The 16,066-nt window shown below is 70.6% G+C and carries 16 protein-coding genes; 11 read left to right on the top strand and 5 right to left on the bottom strand.

Going from position 1 to position 16,066, the window contains the following annotated elements; all coding sequences use genetic code 11:
• Nucleotides 1-32 precede the first annotated feature (32 nt).
• From CSIV_RS02230 to CSIV_RS02215, 4 genes are read left to right on the top strand one after another with little or no spacing between them, the layout of a single operon-like run.
• Nucleotides 33-1,001 carry a hypothetical protein gene (locus tag CSIV_RS02230; RefSeq protein ID WP_139340577.1) on the top strand — a complete coding sequence of 323 codons (969 nt, stop codon included), beginning with the start codon at nucleotides 33-35 and terminating at the stop codon, nucleotides 999-1,001.
• Nucleotides 1,002-1,046: 45 nt separating this feature from the next.
• Nucleotides 1,047-1,808, top strand: coding sequence for an SDR family NAD(P)-dependent oxidoreductase (locus tag CSIV_RS02225; protein ID WP_077049785.1), 762 nt, complete (start codon nucleotides 1,047-1,049; stop codon nucleotides 1,806-1,808).
• The gene (locus CSIV_RS02220) at nucleotides 1,805-2,581 is read left to right on the top strand and encodes an enoyl-CoA hydratase/isomerase family protein (RefSeq protein ID WP_077049784.1); all 777 of its coding nucleotides are present in this window, start codon (nucleotides 1,805-1,807) and stop codon (nucleotides 2,579-2,581) included. Before CSIV_RS02225 ends, CSIV_RS02220 begins: the two co-directional genes overlap by 4 nt.
• Nucleotides 2,578-3,411 (top strand): SDR family oxidoreductase, encoded by an 834-nt coding sequence (locus CSIV_RS02215; protein WP_077049783.1) that lies wholly within the window; start codon nucleotides 2,578-2,580, stop codon nucleotides 3,409-3,411. Before CSIV_RS02220 ends, CSIV_RS02215 begins: the two co-directional genes overlap by 4 nt.
• 128 nt (nucleotides 3,412-3,539) lie before the next feature.
• On the opposite strand, the gene CSIV_RS02210 is transcribed toward CSIV_RS02215, so the two are convergent.
• From CSIV_RS02210 to CSIV_RS02195, 4 genes are all read right to left on the bottom strand, one after another.
• Nucleotides 3,540-4,385, bottom strand: coding sequence for a Cof-type HAD-IIB family hydrolase (locus CSIV_RS02210; RefSeq protein WP_077049782.1), 846 nt, complete (start codon nucleotides 4,383-4,385; stop codon nucleotides 3,540-3,542).
• A 59-nt stretch (nucleotides 4,386-4,444) separates the two neighbouring features.
• Nucleotides 4,445-5,860 (bottom strand): glycoside hydrolase family 1 protein, encoded by a 1,416-nt coding sequence (locus CSIV_RS02205; RefSeq protein WP_077049781.1) that lies wholly within the window; start codon nucleotides 5,858-5,860, stop codon nucleotides 4,445-4,447.
• Nucleotides 5,861-5,879: 19 nt separating this feature from the next.
• Nucleotides 5,880-7,736 carry a beta-glucoside-specific PTS transporter subunit IIABC gene (locus CSIV_RS02200; RefSeq protein WP_077049780.1) on the bottom strand — a complete coding sequence of 619 codons (1,857 nt, stop codon included), beginning with the start codon at nucleotides 7,734-7,736 and terminating at the stop codon, nucleotides 5,880-5,882.
• 190 nt (nucleotides 7,737-7,926) lie between these two features.
• Nucleotides 7,927-8,835, bottom strand: a complete 909-nt coding sequence (locus CSIV_RS02195; RefSeq protein WP_077049779.1) for a PRD domain-containing protein — start codon at nucleotides 8,833-8,835, stop codon at nucleotides 7,927-7,929.
• A 172-nt stretch (nucleotides 8,836-9,007) separates the two neighbouring features.
• Here CSIV_RS02195 and rlmN point away from each other — a divergent pair, with 172 nt between their 5' ends.
• From rlmN to CSIV_RS02165, 6 genes are all read left to right on the top strand, one after another.
• Complete coding sequence (gene rlmN / locus CSIV_RS02190; protein ID WP_175627539.1) at nucleotides 9,008-10,306, top strand: 23S rRNA (adenine(2503)-C(2))-methyltransferase RlmN; 1,299 nt, start codon at nucleotides 9,008-9,010, stop codon at nucleotides 10,304-10,306.
• A complete protein-coding gene (locus tag CSIV_RS02185; protein WP_077049778.1) occupies nucleotides 10,306-10,533 on the top strand; it encodes a hypothetical protein in 228 nt (75 codons plus the stop codon). Before rlmN ends, CSIV_RS02185 begins: the two co-directional genes overlap by 1 nt.
• Entirely contained in the window at nucleotides 10,530-11,051 is a 522-nt protein-coding gene (locus CSIV_RS02180) for a hypothetical protein (RefSeq protein WP_077049777.1), read from the top strand. Before CSIV_RS02185 ends, CSIV_RS02180 begins: the two co-directional genes overlap by 4 nt.
• A 61-nt stretch (nucleotides 11,052-11,112) precedes the next feature.
• Nucleotides 11,113-12,126: an aldo/keto reductase family protein gene (locus CSIV_RS02175; protein WP_077049776.1), complete on the top strand. Its 1,014-nt coding sequence runs from the start codon at nucleotides 11,113-11,115 to the stop codon at nucleotides 12,124-12,126.
• A gap of 78 nt (nucleotides 12,127-12,204) precedes the next feature.
• Nucleotides 12,205-13,875 (top strand): DUF4407 domain-containing protein, encoded by a 1,671-nt coding sequence (locus tag CSIV_RS02170; protein ID WP_077049775.1) that lies wholly within the window; start codon nucleotides 12,205-12,207, stop codon nucleotides 13,873-13,875.
• Nucleotides 13,875-14,339 carry an NUDIX domain-containing protein gene (locus tag CSIV_RS02165; RefSeq protein ID WP_077049774.1) on the top strand — a complete coding sequence of 155 codons (465 nt, stop codon included), beginning with the start codon at nucleotides 13,875-13,877 and terminating at the stop codon, nucleotides 14,337-14,339. Before CSIV_RS02170 ends, CSIV_RS02165 begins: the two co-directional genes overlap by 1 nt.
• A gap of 103 nt (nucleotides 14,340-14,442) precedes the next feature.
• Here the strand turns inward: CSIV_RS02165 and CSIV_RS02160 are convergent, their stop codons facing one another.
• Complete coding sequence (locus CSIV_RS02160) at nucleotides 14,443-15,417, bottom strand: zinc-binding dehydrogenase (protein WP_077049773.1); 975 nt, start codon at nucleotides 15,415-15,417, stop codon at nucleotides 14,443-14,445.
• A gap of 69 nt (nucleotides 15,418-15,486) precedes the next feature.
• Here CSIV_RS02160 and CSIV_RS02155 point away from each other — a divergent pair, with 69 nt between their 5' ends.
• The gene (locus CSIV_RS02155; protein WP_077049772.1) at nucleotides 15,487-16,065 is read left to right on the top strand and encodes a TetR/AcrR family transcriptional regulator; all 579 of its coding nucleotides are present in this window, start codon (nucleotides 15,487-15,489) and stop codon (nucleotides 16,063-16,065) included.
• Nucleotide 16,066 lies beyond the last annotated feature (1 nt).

The raw sequence follows: 16,066 nt of genomic DNA, 5'->3' as shown, positions 1-16,066 counted from the left end.
GTCCGGGCGGCGACACAGGGGGTGAGGGTGCCGTGGCTCTTTCGGTGACGCTGCTCGCGATCAGTATCGCCGTCGTCGCGAGCGTCCTCCTCGTCGCCATCCCCCACCTCGGCGGGCCGAGCACGATGCGGCTCTTCCTCCGGTTCACGCTCGCTTTCCTGGTCTGCGCCGTGAGCGCCTGCGTGCTCTACGTGATCTCGCGCGCCGGGGGCGGCGTGGTCTTCCAGATCGTCGGCGACACGGCGATGGTCCTCGCCCCCTCGCTGCTGTTCGTCGGCCTGTGCGTGCTCACCGAACGTCGCGCCCTCGAGCCCGGTGTGCTGGCGTTCGCCCTGACGGTGGCCGTCGCGGTCGTGTCCACGACCGTGCCCCAGCCCACGCCGTTGGCGGTGAAGGGCGTCGCGGTCGCGGTGGCCTGCACCGCCTGCGCCTGGGCGGCTCTGCGAGCACCCGCGGAACCCACGCGGCCACTCCTCGTCATCGCGATCGTCAGTGCCGGGTACGCGGTCTACTCAATTGTGCGGATGCTGATCGGGGTGGGCGCGGGGTGGGACTCGGCCACCGTCCTGGCGGGGTTCTTCTTCGTCCCCGCGATGATCACCGGTGTCGTGGCCGCGGCCGTCGTCACCGCGTGCGCGGGCTGGCTGATCGTCGCCCGCGCGCGCCTGGACGCGGCACGCCGCCGCTCGGCCGGCACCCTCGTGGTCGTCGGCGACTGGCGGTTGGCGACCGCCGCCTACGGTCAGGAGCGCGTCCGCATGCTCGTCGTCCAGCTTCAGGCGGCGGCGCGGGATCTCGATCCGAACGCCGTCGGTGTGCCCCGGGGCGTCGAGGTCGTCCTGCCCTCGCCCGTCGCCACCCTCGGAGCCCGCGTGCGCGACGCGTACGGATGGAATCCCGACGAGGTCGCGCTCCTGTCGGACGCCGTCCCGACGGGCACGGTGCGACTTCCGATCCTGCGCTCCTCGCGCCCCCCTCGCGTCCGTCCACCCCGAACCTGAGTCCCGGGTAGAGTGACACTGAGTTTCTGCTTCGAAGGAGAACGCATGGACATCGCGGGTGCATCCGCCCTCGTCACCGGAGGGGCCTCGGGGCTCGGTCTCGCCACCGCGCGTCGCCTCGCGGCCGCCGGCGCCCACGTGACGATCATCGATCTGCCGTCCTCCGCGGGTGCGGCCGTCGCGGACGAGTTCGGCGGCACGTTCGCGGCCGCGGACGTCACCGACCCCGCGCAGGTCGCGGCCGCCGCAGCCCGCGCCGCCGAGGCGGGGCCGCTCCGTGTCGTCGTGAACTGCGCCGGCATCGCACCGCCCGCGAAGGTCCTCGACCGGGATCTGAAGCCGACGCCGCTGGCGGACTTCGAGCGGCTCGTCCGCATCAACCTCGTGGGCACCTACAACGTGATCGCGCAGGCCTCGGCGATCATGGCTGCGTCCGAGCCGGCCGAGGGCGGCGACCGCGGCGTCATCGTGAACACCGCCAGCGTCGCGGCGTTCGACGGGCAGATCGGTCAGCCCGCCTATTCCGCGAGCAAGGGCGGCGTCCACGCGATGACCCTGCCGATCGCGCGCGAGCTCGCCCGCCACGGCATCCGAGTCGTCACAATCGCTCCCGGCATCATGGAGACGCCGATGCTCAAGGGCCTGCCGCAGGCGGCGCAGGACTCGCTCGGGCAGCAGGTGCCCTACCCCTCGCGCCTCGGCGCCCCCGACGAGTACGCGCGACTCGTCCTCGCGATCGTCGACAACGGCTACCTGAACGGCGAGACGATCCGCCTCGACGGCGCGATCCGGATGGCACCGAAATGACCGACGGCATCCTGCTCTCGATCGACGCGGGGCTCGCCCGCGTCACGTTCGACCGCCCGGCGTCGCTCAACGCGATGGACTTCCCGATGGCCCGCCGCTGGCGCGAGGTCGCGCACGAGGTCACCTCCGACGCCTCCGTCGGAGCCGTCATCCTGGATGCCACGGGCCCCGCGTTCTGCGCCGGCGGCGACGTCGTGGCGATGGCGACGACCGGGGCGTCGGGCGCGGACGTGATCGAGACCGCGACGGCCATCCACGACGGCATCCGCACCTTCGTCGAAGCGCCGCTGCCGATGGTCGCGGCCGTCCAGGGGGCGGTCGCGGGTGGCGGGCTCGGCCTCATGCTCACCGCCGACTACGTCGTCGCGAGCGAGAACGCCCGCTTCGTGAGCCGCTACGCGAACATCGGTCTCACCCCCGACCTCGGCGTCTCCACCCTGCTCCCCGCGGCGATCGGTCAGCGCCGTGCGCTGCAACTGCTCCTCCAGGACCGCATGATCGACGCCGCGGAGGCCCTCGAGTGGGGTCTCGTCGCCGAGGTCGTGGCATCCACCGATCTGGCGGCGCGGGTCGAGGAGATCGCCCGGTTCTGGCTGGCCGGGGCGACCGCCGCGTTCGGTCAGGCGACGCGTCTCGTGCGCGTCGGCGCGGGGCGTACGTTCGCCGAGAATCTGGCCGACGAGGCCGCCACGATCGGCGCCGCGTTCGAGACCCCCGACGCGCGCGCCCGGGTTGCGGCGTTCGCCGCCGCCTCCGCGAAAGGACGCTCATGACCACGCTCGCCGGTAAGACCATCCTGATGTCGGGCGGCAGCCGCGGCATCGGCCTCGCGATCGCGCTGCGCGCCGCGCGCGACGGCGCGAACGTCGCGCTGCTGGCCAAGACCGACACCCCGCACCCGAAGCTCGAGGGGACCGTCCACACGGCGGCCGACGCGATCCGCGCCGCGGGCGGGCAGGCGCTTCCGATCGTCGGCGACGTCCGCGACGAGGGGTCGATCACCGAGGCCGTCCTCCGCACGGTGGGCGAGTTCGGCGGCGTCGACATCGTGGTGAACAACGCCAGCGTCATCGACCTGTCGGGTTCGCTCGACCTCGCGACGAAGAAGTACGACCTCATGCAGGACGTCAACGTCCGCGGCACGTTCCTGCTCTCGCGCGCCGCCGTGCCGCAGCTCCGCGAGGCGGCGAACCCGCACATCCTGTCGCTCTCGCCGCCGCTGAACGTCACGCCGAAGTGGCTCGGGGCGCACACCGGCTACAGCCTCGCGAAGTTCGGCATGACGATGGCGACCCTCGGTCTCGCCGCGGAATTCGCCAGCGCCGGGATCGCGGCCAACACCCTGTGGCCGCGCACGACGATCGCGACCGCGGCGGTGCAGAACGTCATCGGCGGCGACCGGCTCATGCGGGTTTCGCGGACGCCCGAGATCTACGCGGATGCCGCCTACGAGGTGCTGACGTCCCCGTCGCGCGAGCGGACCGGGCGGACGCTGATCGTCGAGGACGTCCTCGAGGCCGCCGGTGTGACGGACTTCTCCGGCTACGCCGCGGTCCCCGGCACCCCCGACGCCGCGCTGTACCCCGACATCTTCCTGGACTGAGGTCGGGCTCTTCGGGGTGCCGCTTCATGAGTCGCGCGGCTTTCGACACATAAACGCGATCCGCGTTCATAAACGCGGTGCGCGCGTGTTTATGCGCGTCGATCGCGTTTATGCGTGCGGGGTGCCCGTCAGATCAGGCCGAGCTCGGCGAAGGCGTTGTGCACGCCGTCCTCCAGCACCGACGTGGTGACACGGCCGGCGAGGCGCTGCAGCTCGGGCACCGCGTTGCCCATCGCGACGGGGGTGCCGACGACCCCGAACATCTCGACGTCGTTCCAGGAGTCGCCGATGCCGATGGCATCCGCCGGATCGAGGTCGAGCAGCGCGAGCACCTCGAGGATCGCCGACCCCTTCGTGACGCCCGCGAGCCCGATCTCGCCGTTCGAGCCGCCGGGCAGCGGGATCGACCCCGGGATGACGTGGAAGCGCTCGCCCAGTTCCGCGGCGCCGTGGGTCACGGTGTCGGGCGCGGGGCTGACGAACACCGCTTTGGCGACGCGGTCGCGGTCGATGTCGGCCAGCGGCCGGGCGCGCGGGATCGACGTCGTCGGCTCGACGTCGTGACCCAGCGCCGCGATCTCGGCGGCCCGACGGGCGAGACGCTCGCGCACGTACTCGCGCATCATCGACTCGATGCCCGCAGAGGCGAACACCGCTTCGTGCGTCTGCAGGAAGTAGTGGATGCCGTGCGCCTGGAAGTACTGCTCGATCGCTGCCACGTCGTCGCGGTGCATCGGGTGCTGCACGACGAGTTCGCCGTCGCGTGTGGCGTAGGCGCCGCCGTTGCTGATCGCGCCGTCGAAGCCGATGGCCCGGACGTCGGGGTGGATGTCGCCGTCGGCCCGCCCGGTGCACAGCCACACGAGGTGACCGTTGGCGCGAGCCTGTCGGATGGCGGTGACGGTCGAGGGGGCGATCAGCGAGCCGTGCTCGAGGATCGTGCCGTCGACGTCGAGAAAGGCGATGCGGGTCATGGTTCTCCGCGGGTCGGCCCCGAACCGCGAGGGCTCGGGGCCGACCCGATCGATGGGGATCAGCGGGTCAGGGACGCGCCGTTGGTCCGGATGACGTCGGCGTACCAGTGGAACGACTTCTTCCGGTACCGATCGAGGGTTCCGGAGCCGTCGTCGTTGCGGTCGACGTAGATGAAACCGTATCGCTTGCTCAGCTGCGCCGTGCTGGCGCTGACGATGTCGATGCAGCCCCACGAGGTGTACCCGAGGACGTCGACGCCGTCTTCGAGCGCCTCGCCGACCTGCACGAGGTGGTCGTTGAGGTAGGCGATGCGGTAGTCGTCGACGACCGTCTTCTCCCCGTCCACCTCGACGAGCCGGTCGCGCGCGCCCAGGCCGTTCTCGACGATGAACAGCGGCTTCTGCCAGCGGTCCCAGAACTGGTTCAGCACGAGCCGCAGGCCGACCGGGTCGATCTGCCAGCCCCACTCGCTCGCCGGCAGCGTGGGGTTGGGTACGCCGCCCATGATGTTGCCCTCACCGGCCGCGCGCTTCGTCGGGTCGGCGGTCTCGGCGATCGACATGTAGTAGCTGAACGACACGAAGTCGACCGTGTTCTTCAGATCCGCGCGGTCCTCGTCGGTGATGTCGAGGCTGATGCCCTGCTCGCGCAGACGGCGGAGGAAGTAGCCGGGGTACTCGCCGCGGGTGTGCACGTCGCCGTAGACGAGGTTGCCGTGGTCGGCATCCATCACCGCCACCGCATCGGCCGGCGACGGCGTCAGCTGGTAGATCGGCATCGAGAGCACCATGCACCCGACCTGCGCCGCGGGGGCGACCTCGCGCGCGATGCGCGTGGCCCGGGCGGATGCCACGAGCTCGTGGTGCATGGCCTGGTACAGCTCGCCCGTGGGCACGCCGCCCTCGGGGATCGGGATGCCGCCGCTCATGAACGGGGCGTGCAGGAGCGAGTTGATCTCGTTGAACGTGAGCCAGTACTTCACGCGTGAGCCGTAACGCTCGAACAGGGTGCGCGCGTAGCGCTCGTAGAACCCGATGAGCGCGCGGTTCGTCCACCCGCCGTACTGCTCGGCCAGGTGCAGCGGCGTCTCGTAGTGCGAGATAGTCACGAGCGGCTCGATGCCGTGCTTCTCGAGCTCGTCGAGCACGCGGTCGTAGAACGCGAGGCCGGCCTCGTTCGGCTCGGTCTCGTCGCCGTTCGGGAAGATGCGGCTCCACGCGATCGAGAAGCGATAGACGCCGAAACCCATCTCGGCGAAGAGCGCGATGTCCTCCGCGTAGCGGTGGTAGTGGTCAATGCCGACGAGCTTGAGGTTGTCCGGCGTCGGCCGCTCGGTGCGCGGGCCCGAGATACCCCGGGGCATCACGTCCTGCACCGAGAGGCCCTTGCCGTCCTCGTCGTGGGCGCCCTCGATCTGGTTGGCGGCGGTCGCGCCGCCCCAGAGGAAGCCGTCGGGGAAGGGGGTGTTGCTCATGCGTGCGTCTCCTGGGGGATCAGCGGGTGGTGGACAGGGAGTCGACCGAGACGGCCCGGAACAGCGTCTCGCCGTGCGAGAGCGGGCCGGATGCCACCTCGGCGACGTCGGGGTAGAGGTCGCCGTTCGTCACGATGACGGGGGTGACGAGGTCGTAACCGGCGCGTTCGATCGCGTCGCCGTCGAACTCCAGGAGGAGGTCGCCGGCCGTGACCTGCTGACCCGACGAGACCTTCAGCGAGAAGTGCTCGCCGCCGAGCTTCACGGTGTCGAGGCCTACGTGGAGGAGCAGCTCCACACCGTCGACCCCGCGGAGCCCGAGGGCGTGCCCGGTCGGGAACGCGGCCACGACGGTGCCGTCGAAGGGGGCGTAGACCGCGCCGGAGGTCGGACGGATCGCGACGCCCTTGCCGAGCGAGGCATCGGCGAACGCGGCATCCGGAACCTCCGAGAGGGCAACGACGGTGCCGTCGACCGGGCTCAGCACGACCGTGTCGGTCGCCGCGGCGGGAGCCGCCGGGGCGGCGGCGTCGACCGGGTCCGTGAAGCCGACGATGACGGTGAGGAGGAACGGCACGATGATCGCGACCGCGAGACCGATGCCCAGCATGACCATGTTGCCGTTGCCGAGCAGCGCGGGGAGCGCGAGGCCCGAGGGGACGACGAACGCCTTCGAGAAGACGCCGCCCATCGCGATGAGCGCGCCACCGAGCGCACCGCCGACGATGCCGAAGGCGAAGGGGCGCTTGAGCGGCAGGTTGATGCCGTAGATCGCGGGCTCGGTGATGCCGGCGAGGAAGCCCGACAGGGTCGCGGGGGCCGCGAGCGAACGGAGGTTCTTGTTGCGCGAGCGCACGAGCACGCCGGCGACCGCGGCGGCCTGGGCGAGAACCGCGGCGAACACGGGTCCGATGAGGAGCATCTGTCCCGTGGTCTGCAGCTCGAGCTGGAACAGCGGAACGAGACCCCAGTGCAGACCGAAGATCACGAAGACCTGCCACAGGCCGCCCATGATCGCGCCACCCAGCCACGGCACGGTCTCGAAGACCCAGCCGATCGCGGCCGCGAGGCCTCCGCCGATGAGGCTGGAGATCGGACCGATCGCGAGGAAGACCAGCGGAACGGCGAGGGCGACGACGATCATCGGCGTGAGGAACCGCTTCACGGCACCGGGCAGCACCTTCAGCAGGAACCGCTCCGCGTGGCTCTGCAGCCACACGATCACGATGATCGGGATGACGCTCGAGACGTAGCTGACCATCGTCACCGGGATGCCGAAGAAGGTGATGTCGGGCTGGCCGTTGAGCGCCACGATCGAGGGGTAGACGAGGGCGCCGGCGATCGCGAACGACGTGAACTCGGATGCCTTGAAGTACCGCGCCGCGGTGATGGCGAGGGCCATCGGGAGGAAGTTGATCAGCGCGTCGGAGAGCGCGTTGAGGATCACGTACGTGGTGCTCGTGGCATCCAGCCAGCCGAAGGTGACGGCCGCGGCGACGAACGCCTTGAGCAGGCCCGTGCCCGCGAGGGCCCACAGGATCGGGGTGAAGATCGCCGAGATCATCTTGATGAAGCGGTTGAAGAGGTTGCCCTTCGGCCCCTCCTCGGTCGGGGTCGTGCCCGCGCCGAGTTTCGTCTGGGCGTGGATCGCCGCGTAGACGTCCGGGACGTCGTTGCCGATGACCACCTGATACTGGCCGCCCGCCTGGGCCGTGGTGATGACGCCGGGTACGGCGCGGATCGCCGTGGCATCCGCTTTGCCTTCGTCCTTCAGGACGAACCGGAGCCTCGTCGCGCAATGCACGAGGGACTGGACGTTGCTCTCTCCACCGACACCGGCGAGAACCCCCGCCGCCGTCTTCGCGTGATCCGCCATCGGAATCCGCCTGCCTTTCGCCGCTGCTGTGCGGCCTCTTCGAGATGTTCGGCGACGCTCCGGAGGGTTTCGGGCAATAAAAAAGACCCGAATCCGTTCATCGCTCGTCAGCGATGTGGATTCAGGTCTTGCCCGCTCGCGCGGTAACAATCCGGAAATCGTCGGCAGGGTGTGACGCCTGCGGTGGCGACTATAGCACCGGTGCAGAGGGGTCGCCACCGGCGTCGCCGCGGCCCATGCTCGTCGCGATCCGCTCGACGTGCACGATCAGGTACAGCACTTCCTCGTCGGTGAGCGTCGAGCTCGTCGCCGCGAGAACGTACGCCTTCACCGCCTCGGCGATGCCGAACGAACGCGGATAGCGCTGCTTGGCGAACTCGAAGAACGACGAGTCGCCGCTGGCGAGCATCGTGCGATCGACGAGTCGCTGGAGCAGGAAACGCACGTGCAGGATGAACCGCGCGTAGTCGGCGCTGTCGGTGTCGAGCGTGGTGCCGAGACCCGTCTCCACGGTGCGGACGACGTGCTGCACCCGACGGAAGAGCAGTGCCGCCGTGCCGTTCGGTTCGTCGCGCGTCGCGTTGAGCAGGTGCATCGTGAGGAACACGCCCTCCTCGGGCGGCAGTTCCCGATTCAGGGATGCCGCGATCGAGGCGGCCATGTGCTCGGCCACGCGCGACTCGTCGGGGTGGAGGATGCGCAGCTCGGGCATGGAAGTGCCGGGGATCCGGATGCCCTGGTCGAGGCGCTCGACGACGTAGTGGACGTGGTCGATGACCGCGAGGGGGAACCGGCGGCCGAGGTCGCGCCCGAGTTCGCGCTCGGCTTCGTCGACCGCGTGCAGCACGGCCTGCACGAGCGTGTAGGGCGCGTCGGTGAGGAGCTTCCGGGCGTGGGCGGTGTCGGTGGCCTGGTCGAGGACGAACGTCTTCTCGACCTTCGCGAGGTCGATCCGGCCGTCGTGCTTGAGCTGGAACCCGATGCCCCGACCCATCAGCACCCGCTCGCGGCCGTCGGCGTCGATCGACACGACGACGTTGTTGTTCAGGAGCTTGTGAACGCCGCCGGGCGGGAGGGGGACGTCACCGGCACCGGGCATGGGATGCAGTTTAGGGCTGCCGTGTCGGAGGCTGCGCGGCATCCGGTCTCGCCCCTCCCGCAGAGCCGGGGTGTCCGTCGGATCGCCGCACGGCGGGGCGGTGCCGCCGGCGTCCTGAGGGCGGAGCCCGCGTCCAGCCTCGCCGCAGGCGGCCGCCGGTACCCTGGAACCCATGACCGATCAGACCCCCGTGCGCGAGACCAAGCCCCGGCAGGTGCGTCCCGCGGGGGCCCCGGCCGACACCGGCATCCGCGAGACGAAGCCCCGCCAGGTGCGGCCGAAGACCGAGGGCTGGCAGCAGGCCAAGGACGAGACCGGGCGTCCGCTGCTGCAGTTCGCCAGCCCCAAGCGGGGCAAGCCGCCCGTGCATCTCGCCGACCTCACCGCCGAGGAGCGCGTCGCCAAGGTGAAGGAGCTGGGGCTCCCCGGCTTCCGAGCGAAGCAGCTCGAGAAGCACTACTTCACCCACTACACGTCGGACGCGGCCGCGATGACCGACCTGCCGGCATCCGGTCGTGAAGAGCTCGTCGCGGGACTCCTCCCGCCGCTGCTGACCGAGGTGCGCCGTCTCGAGACCGACCGCGGCGACACGATCAAGTTCCTGTGGAAGCTGCACGACGGCGCGCTCGTCGAGTCGGTCCTCATGCGCTACCCCGGGCGCATCACCCTGTGCGTGTCGAGCCAGGCCGGCTGCGGCATGAACTGCCCGTTCTGCGCGACCGGGCAGGCCGGCCTCACCCGCAACATGTCGGCCGCCGAGATCATCGAGCAGGTCGTGCGGGCCAACGCCCTCATCGCCGCCGGTGGCCTCGGAGGCAAGAAGCGCGACGATCACTCGCTCGACCGCGTGTCGAACATCGTGTTCATGGGCATGGGCGAGCCGCTCGCCAACTACGCGCGGCTCATGCAGGCCGTGCGCGTCATGGTCGACAAGGAACACGGCCTCGGCATGAGCGCCCGCGGCATCACGGTGTCGACGGTGGGGCTCGTCCCGGCGATCACGAAACTGTCGAACGAGGACATCCCCGTGACCTTCGCGCTGTCGCTGCACGCGCCCGACGACGGCCTGCGCGACGAGCTGATCCCGGTGAACTCCCGCTGGAAGGTCGACGAGGCCCTGGATGCCGCCCGCGCCTACTTCGACAAGACCGGGCGCCGCGTCTCCATCGAGTACGCGCTCATCAAGGACATGAACGACCACGCGTGGCGCGCCGACCTGCTGGCCGAGAAGCTCAACGCCCGCGGTCGCGGCTGGGTGCACGTGAACCCCATCCCGCTGAACCCGACGCCCGGCTCGATCTGGACGGCGTCGGAGGTGCCCGTGCAGAACGAGTTCGTGCGTCGCCTCAACGACGCCGGCATCCCGACGACGCTCCGCGACACCCGCGGCAAGGAGATCGACGGGGCGTGCGGTCAGCTCGTCGCGACCGAGGAAGACGAAGCGGCCGCCGCGGAGACGCCGGTCGGCTGATGTCCGCTCCCCGGCGTCCGACCGAGATCGAGTACCTGCGTCTGATCGAGACGCTCGCGCACGAGGTCGTCGAGCAGGCCGCGGAAGAGGGCTGGCTGGAGTTCGGTGAGCTCGGACAGCAGGCTCCCACCGCGTTGCAGCGCACGGTCAACGCCCTGGCGACCGAGCTGCGATTCCGTCACCACCCGGACGACGGATGCCTGGATCACCTCACCGAGGACGCGTGAGCGTTCCTCGGATCCCCGTCGGTTCGCCGCAGGGGATCCGCTCGCGGGGCGCGACGGCGTTCGTGTGGTGGGGACCCGGTGCCGAGGGTATGGACCGGGTCGCGGTCGTGGAGTCTCGGGTGCTCCTGTTCGCGTCGCCGGAGTCGTGCCTGGCGTGGGCGGGCGAAGCCGGTTCGTCGCGCGACGAGCGGGCCGAGACCGAGGTCGTCGACCTGGATGCCGTGCGCCCGTGGCTGGACCGCGCGACACCGACGATCGATCTCGCCGAGGCCCTCGGCGTGGTCAACATGGCCATCGACGTCGCCGCCTCGACCGGTCGGTCGTGGGATCCGCGCGTGGGTGCGCATCGAGGGGCGTACCGCCGGTTCGTCGCCGCGGCGGTGCCCTGGGCGTTCGCGGATGCCGATGCCGCCCCCGCGTGGAGCGCACGCGAGTTCGGGTCCGCGCAGTCCATGGTGCGCCGCTCCATCGCGCTCCTGGACCGGGCCCTCGCAGAGGGCCGCCCCACCGACGTCTGACGTGTGGGTTCGTCCGACCCGAGCGGCCCTCGATGTCGGATGCCGCCGATAGCGTTGAGTCATGGTCGGTTATCGCTACCTCGGAAACAGTGGATTCAAGATCTCGGAGATCACCCTCGGCAACTGGGTGACCCACGGCTCGCAGGTCGGTGACGACGCCGCGATCCAGACCGTGCACGCCGCGCTCGACGCGGGCATCACGACATTCGACACCGCCGACACGTACGCCAACACGGCGGCCGAAACGGTGCTGGGCAAGGCCCTCGAGGGGCAGCGGCGCGAGTCGCTCGAGATCTTCACCAAGGTCTACTTCCCCACCGGCCCCATGGGCCCCAACGACACCGGTCTCAGCCGGAAGCACATCCTCGACTCGATCAACGGCTCCCTGAAGCGCCTCGGCACCGACTACGTCGACCTGTACCAGGCGCACCGCTTCGACTACGAGACCCCGCTCGAAGAGACCTTCCAGGCGTTCGCCGACATCGTGCGCCAGGGCAAGGCGCTCTACATCGGCGTCTCCGAGTGGACCGCCGAGCAGCTGCGCGAAGGACACGCGCTCGCGAAGCAGCTCGGCATCCAGCTCATCTCGAACCAGCCGCAGTACTCGATGCTGTGGCGCGTCATCGAGGGCAAGGTCGTGCCGACCAGCGAGGAGCTCGGCATCTCGCAGATCGTCTGGTCGCCGATGGCGCAGGGCGTGCTCAGCGGCAAGTACCTGCCGGGTCAGCCGGTGCCCGACGGTTCGCGCGCGACCGACGAGAAGAGCGGGGCGAACTTCATCAAGCGGTTCCTCCGCGACGACGTGCTCGAGGCCGTCCAGCGACTGAAGCCGATCGCCGAAGAGGCGGGGCTGAGCATGCCGCAGCTCGCGATCGCGTGGGTGCTGCAGAACCCGAACATCGCGGCCGCGCTCGTGGGCGCGTCGCGTCCGGAGCAGCTCGCCGACACCGTCAAGGCGTCCGGTGTGACGCTCGATGCCGACACGCTCGCCGCGATCGACACGGCTCTCGGCGACGCGGTCTTCTCCGACCCCGAGAACACCTACGAGGTGTCGCCGAAGGCACGTCTGGTCTGATCCGGCGCTGAGCGGGGCCTCGGCCAGGCCACAGGCCCCGCTCAGGAGCGGGTAGGACTCACGTCGTACCCTGTGCGAATGTCTTTTTCCGCTCACCGGCCGGGTCGCTTCGGCTCCGACGGCCGTATCGAGTTCACGACGGACGACGATCGCGAGCCTCAATACCTCGACGACATCCTCGCCCAGCAGCGTGACGACGCCGACGCGTCGGCCGACGCCGTGACGCTCGACGACCCCACCGAGCCCTGGGGTGCACCGCCCGCCGGTGATGACGACACCGCTCCGTTCGAGTGGCCCGAGAACCTCGAGCCCGAGCCCGCCCCGGAGCCCGAGCCTGCCCCGGAGCCCGAGGCTTCCGCCGAGCCGCAGCCCGAGCCCGCCCCGGAGCCCGAGCCCGAGGCTGCCGCCGAGCCGCAGCCGGTGGCCGAGCCCGAGCGCGTGGTGCCCGAAGCTGCGCCGTTCCCCGCGCCCGTGGCATCCGATCCCCGTCCGCCCCGGCTGCGACGTGCCGACCCCCGGCGCCCCAGCCTGTCGCTCGTGCGGCGCCTGGCCGTGCTCGGCGGCGCCGACAACGACGTCCTCGACGAGGTGCCCGAAGAGGTGCCGCGCTTCGTTCAGATGTTCCTCGTGCTGGCCGGCACGGCGCTCGTCTCGGCGCTGTCGATGATGTTCGCGCTGCTCACGGGTGTGCGGATCAGCATCTTCCTGGCGATCCCGCTCGCGCTGGTGTGGGGCCTCATCATCTTCAACCTGGACCGCTTCCTGACATCCACGATGCGGTCGACGAAGAACATCTTCCGGCTGCTCGGTCTGGCCTTCCCCCGCATCATCATGGCGGCGCTCATCGGCATCGTCGTGGCCGAGCCGCTCGTGCTGCAGGTGTTCCAGAACGACATCAACCGCGAGGTGAATTCCACCAACGTCACGCAGGCGCTCACCGATCAGGATGCCGTGACGAACGGTCCCGAGAAGCAGGCCCTGGATGCCGCGAGCGCTCAGGTCGCGGCCCTCGAGAACCAGGCGGCCACCGGGATCGTGGCCGGAACCTCGTCGACGTCGGCCGCAGCCGCAGCCGCCCAGCAGACCGTCGATCAGCTGACGCAGCAGCTCGCCGCCCAGCAGGCCGTCATCGACCAGGCACGCGCGGTGTACCAGTGCGAATTGACCGGCCAGGGCGCCGGGGAGGTCGCCGGATGCACCGGGGTCGCCGGCGACGGTGCGAGCTCCGAGGCCGCGCAGGCGCAGCTCGCGCAGGCGCAGTCGTCGTACGACGCGCTCGCGGCGCAGCTGCAGCAGGCGCAGTCGTCGCTGGCCGCGGCCAACTCCGCCGGCGCCGACGCCGCCGCTGCGTCGGCCGACCAGAACAAGCAGCAGGCCGAGGACCAGCTTCCCGCGGCCCGCGCCCAGTACGAGGCGGCGCTCGCGGCCTACAACGAACGCGCCGCTTCCGTGGCGGACGGCAACGCGGGAGCGGTCGGTCTACTGAGCCAGATCTCGGCGCTCGAGCGGCTGTCCGAGCGTGAGCCGACGCTCCGCTGGGCCCACTGGCTCATCGCGGCGCTGTTCTTCATGATCGAGCTGCTGCCGGTGCTCGTGAAGGTGCTCACCGGGTTCGGCGGCCCCTCGTTGTACGAGAAGGCCGAGCGCATGCGCGGTCAGATCGCGCTCGACCGGGTCACCGCCCGCACGTTCCGCAAGCGCGCCGACGTGATCGCCGACGAAGCCGCGCGCGTCCCGGCGAGCGCCTGATGGTCGCCTGGAGTGCGGGACTGCTGCTGTACCGGCGGCATCCCGCGCTCGAGGTGCTCATCGCGCACATGGGCGGACCGTTCTGGGCCCGCAAGGACTCCGGCGCATGGTCGATCCCGAAGGGCGAGTTCGAGCCGGGCGCCGAGGAGCCGCGCGACGCCGCCCGTCGCGAGTTCGTCGAGGAGCTCGGGCTCGAACCCCCGACGGGCGAGTGGGCCGAGCTCGGGACGTTCGCGGCGACCTCGAGCAAGAAGCTCGTCGTGTTCGCCGGCGACGGCACCGGGTTCGAGGCATCCGGATTCGTGTTCGGCGAGTTCGAGATGGAATGGCCGCCGCGGTCGGGTCGCACGGCCGCGTTCCCCGAGGTCGACCGGGCCGAGTGGACGGACCTGGATGCCGCCCGCGAACGCCTCGTGAAGGGTCAGCGCCCCGTGCTCGACGCGCTGGAGCGCCTGCTCGCCTGAGGCCCGCGCCGTGGTGCCCCCGCCCCGAAACGCCGAGTGTCCAGGACACGCCGTATGCGGGTGGGGCGCAACGGCGTGTCTTGGACACTTGAGCGGGAGGGGCTTACGGGCGCAGCAGCACCTTGCCGACGCGCGGCGAGAAGCTCGCGGCGGCGGCGTCGCGAACGTCCTCGAGGGCGAAGGTCGCGGCGACGGGAAGGGTCACGGTGCCGTCGGCGAGGTAGCGGGACAGCTCTCCGAACAGGGCGCCGCGGGTCTCGGCATCCATCGTCTTGCTGACGACGCTGCCCCAGAATCCCTTCACGGTCGCCTGGCGGAAGATGATGTCGCCCGCCGACAGCTCGAGCTTGGCGTCGCCCATCGAGCCGAAGATGACGAGCGTGCCGTTCTCGGAGAGCAGCGACAGCACGTCGTTGGCCGCCGATCCGCCGACCGAGTCGACGCCGGCGACGACGCGTGCACCGTCGATGATCTCGGCGGCCTTCTCGCGCCAGTCGCTGCTGTCGGTCGACACGACGTTCGTGATGCCCTGCTGCGCGAGCTCGTCGACGGCGCTCTGACGACGGACCAGACCCAGGACGTGGACGCCACGGGCCTTCGCGATCTGCGCGACCATGCGTCCCACGGCGCCGTTGGCGGTGTTCTGCACAAGCCAGTCGCCGGCCTGCAGGTCGAGCGAGTGCAGCAGGCTGATCGCGCTGAACGGCATGGAGACCAGCTGCGCGGCCATCTCGTCGGGGAGCGCGTCAGCGACGCGGATGAGACCCGCGGCGGGGGCGACGACGTACTCGGCCCACACGCCGAAGGTTCCGCCGGTGGCGACGCGCTGGCCGACCTCGAGCCCCTCGACGCCCTCGCCGAGCGCGTCGATGACGCCGACGGCCTCGGTTCCGGCGCGGGCGGGGAGCTCGGGCTTGAAGCCGTAGGTGCCGCGGATGGTCCACAGGTCGTGGTTGTGGATCGGCGACAGGAGGATGCGCAGCCGCACCTGGCCGGGGCCGGGCTCGGGGGTCTCGACCTCGGCGACGTCGAGGACGTCGGTCGGTTCGCCGAATCGGGGGTGCACGATCGCGCGCATGTCTCTCCTTGCGTGGTTATTTTGTAACGACCGGTCTAATATAGTCGTGGACCGGGAAGAAGGAAACCCATGGGCAGGATGCCGACGTTCGACCGCCGCGCCGTCGTCGACGCCGCTCGTGACGTGTTCTGGCAGCGCGGGTACGCCGAGGCGGGCATCACCGAGCTCGAGGAGGCCACCGGACTCACCCGTTCGAGCCTCTACAACGCGTTCGGCAGCAAGCGCGGGCTCTTCGACGCGGTGCTCGCGCAGTATCTCGACGACATCGTGCGCACGCGCCTCCGCCCCCTCGGCGGCGGCGACCCGAGCGCTCTCGAGGCGTACGTCGAAGACATGCGCGCGGCCATCGCGGCCGACAGCCCCCGTGCCCGTCTCGGCTGTCTGCTGCTGAACGCCGGATCGTCCCCGCTCGCGTCGGACGACGCCGACGTGCGCAGCCTGGTGTCGGGGTACGCCGCCGAGATGCGCGCCGCCATCCGCGCGGCCGTGGCCGACCGGCGGCCGGATCTCGTCCCGGATGCCGTGGACTCCCTGTCGGCGGTGTGCGCGTCGCTCGTGGTGGCGGCGCTGACCCTCGCCCGCGCCGATCGGGACGCGGCCGTGGCCACGCTGGCATCCGTCCCGGCGACGCTGGAGTCCTGGGGGTAGG

Origin of the sequence: Microbacterium sp. CSI-V (assembly GCF_001984105.1) — a bacterium.
GTDB lineage: Bacteria > Actinomycetota > Actinomycetes > Actinomycetales > Microbacteriaceae > Microbacterium.
This window is presented reverse-complemented; position numbering and strand designations above follow the sequence as displayed.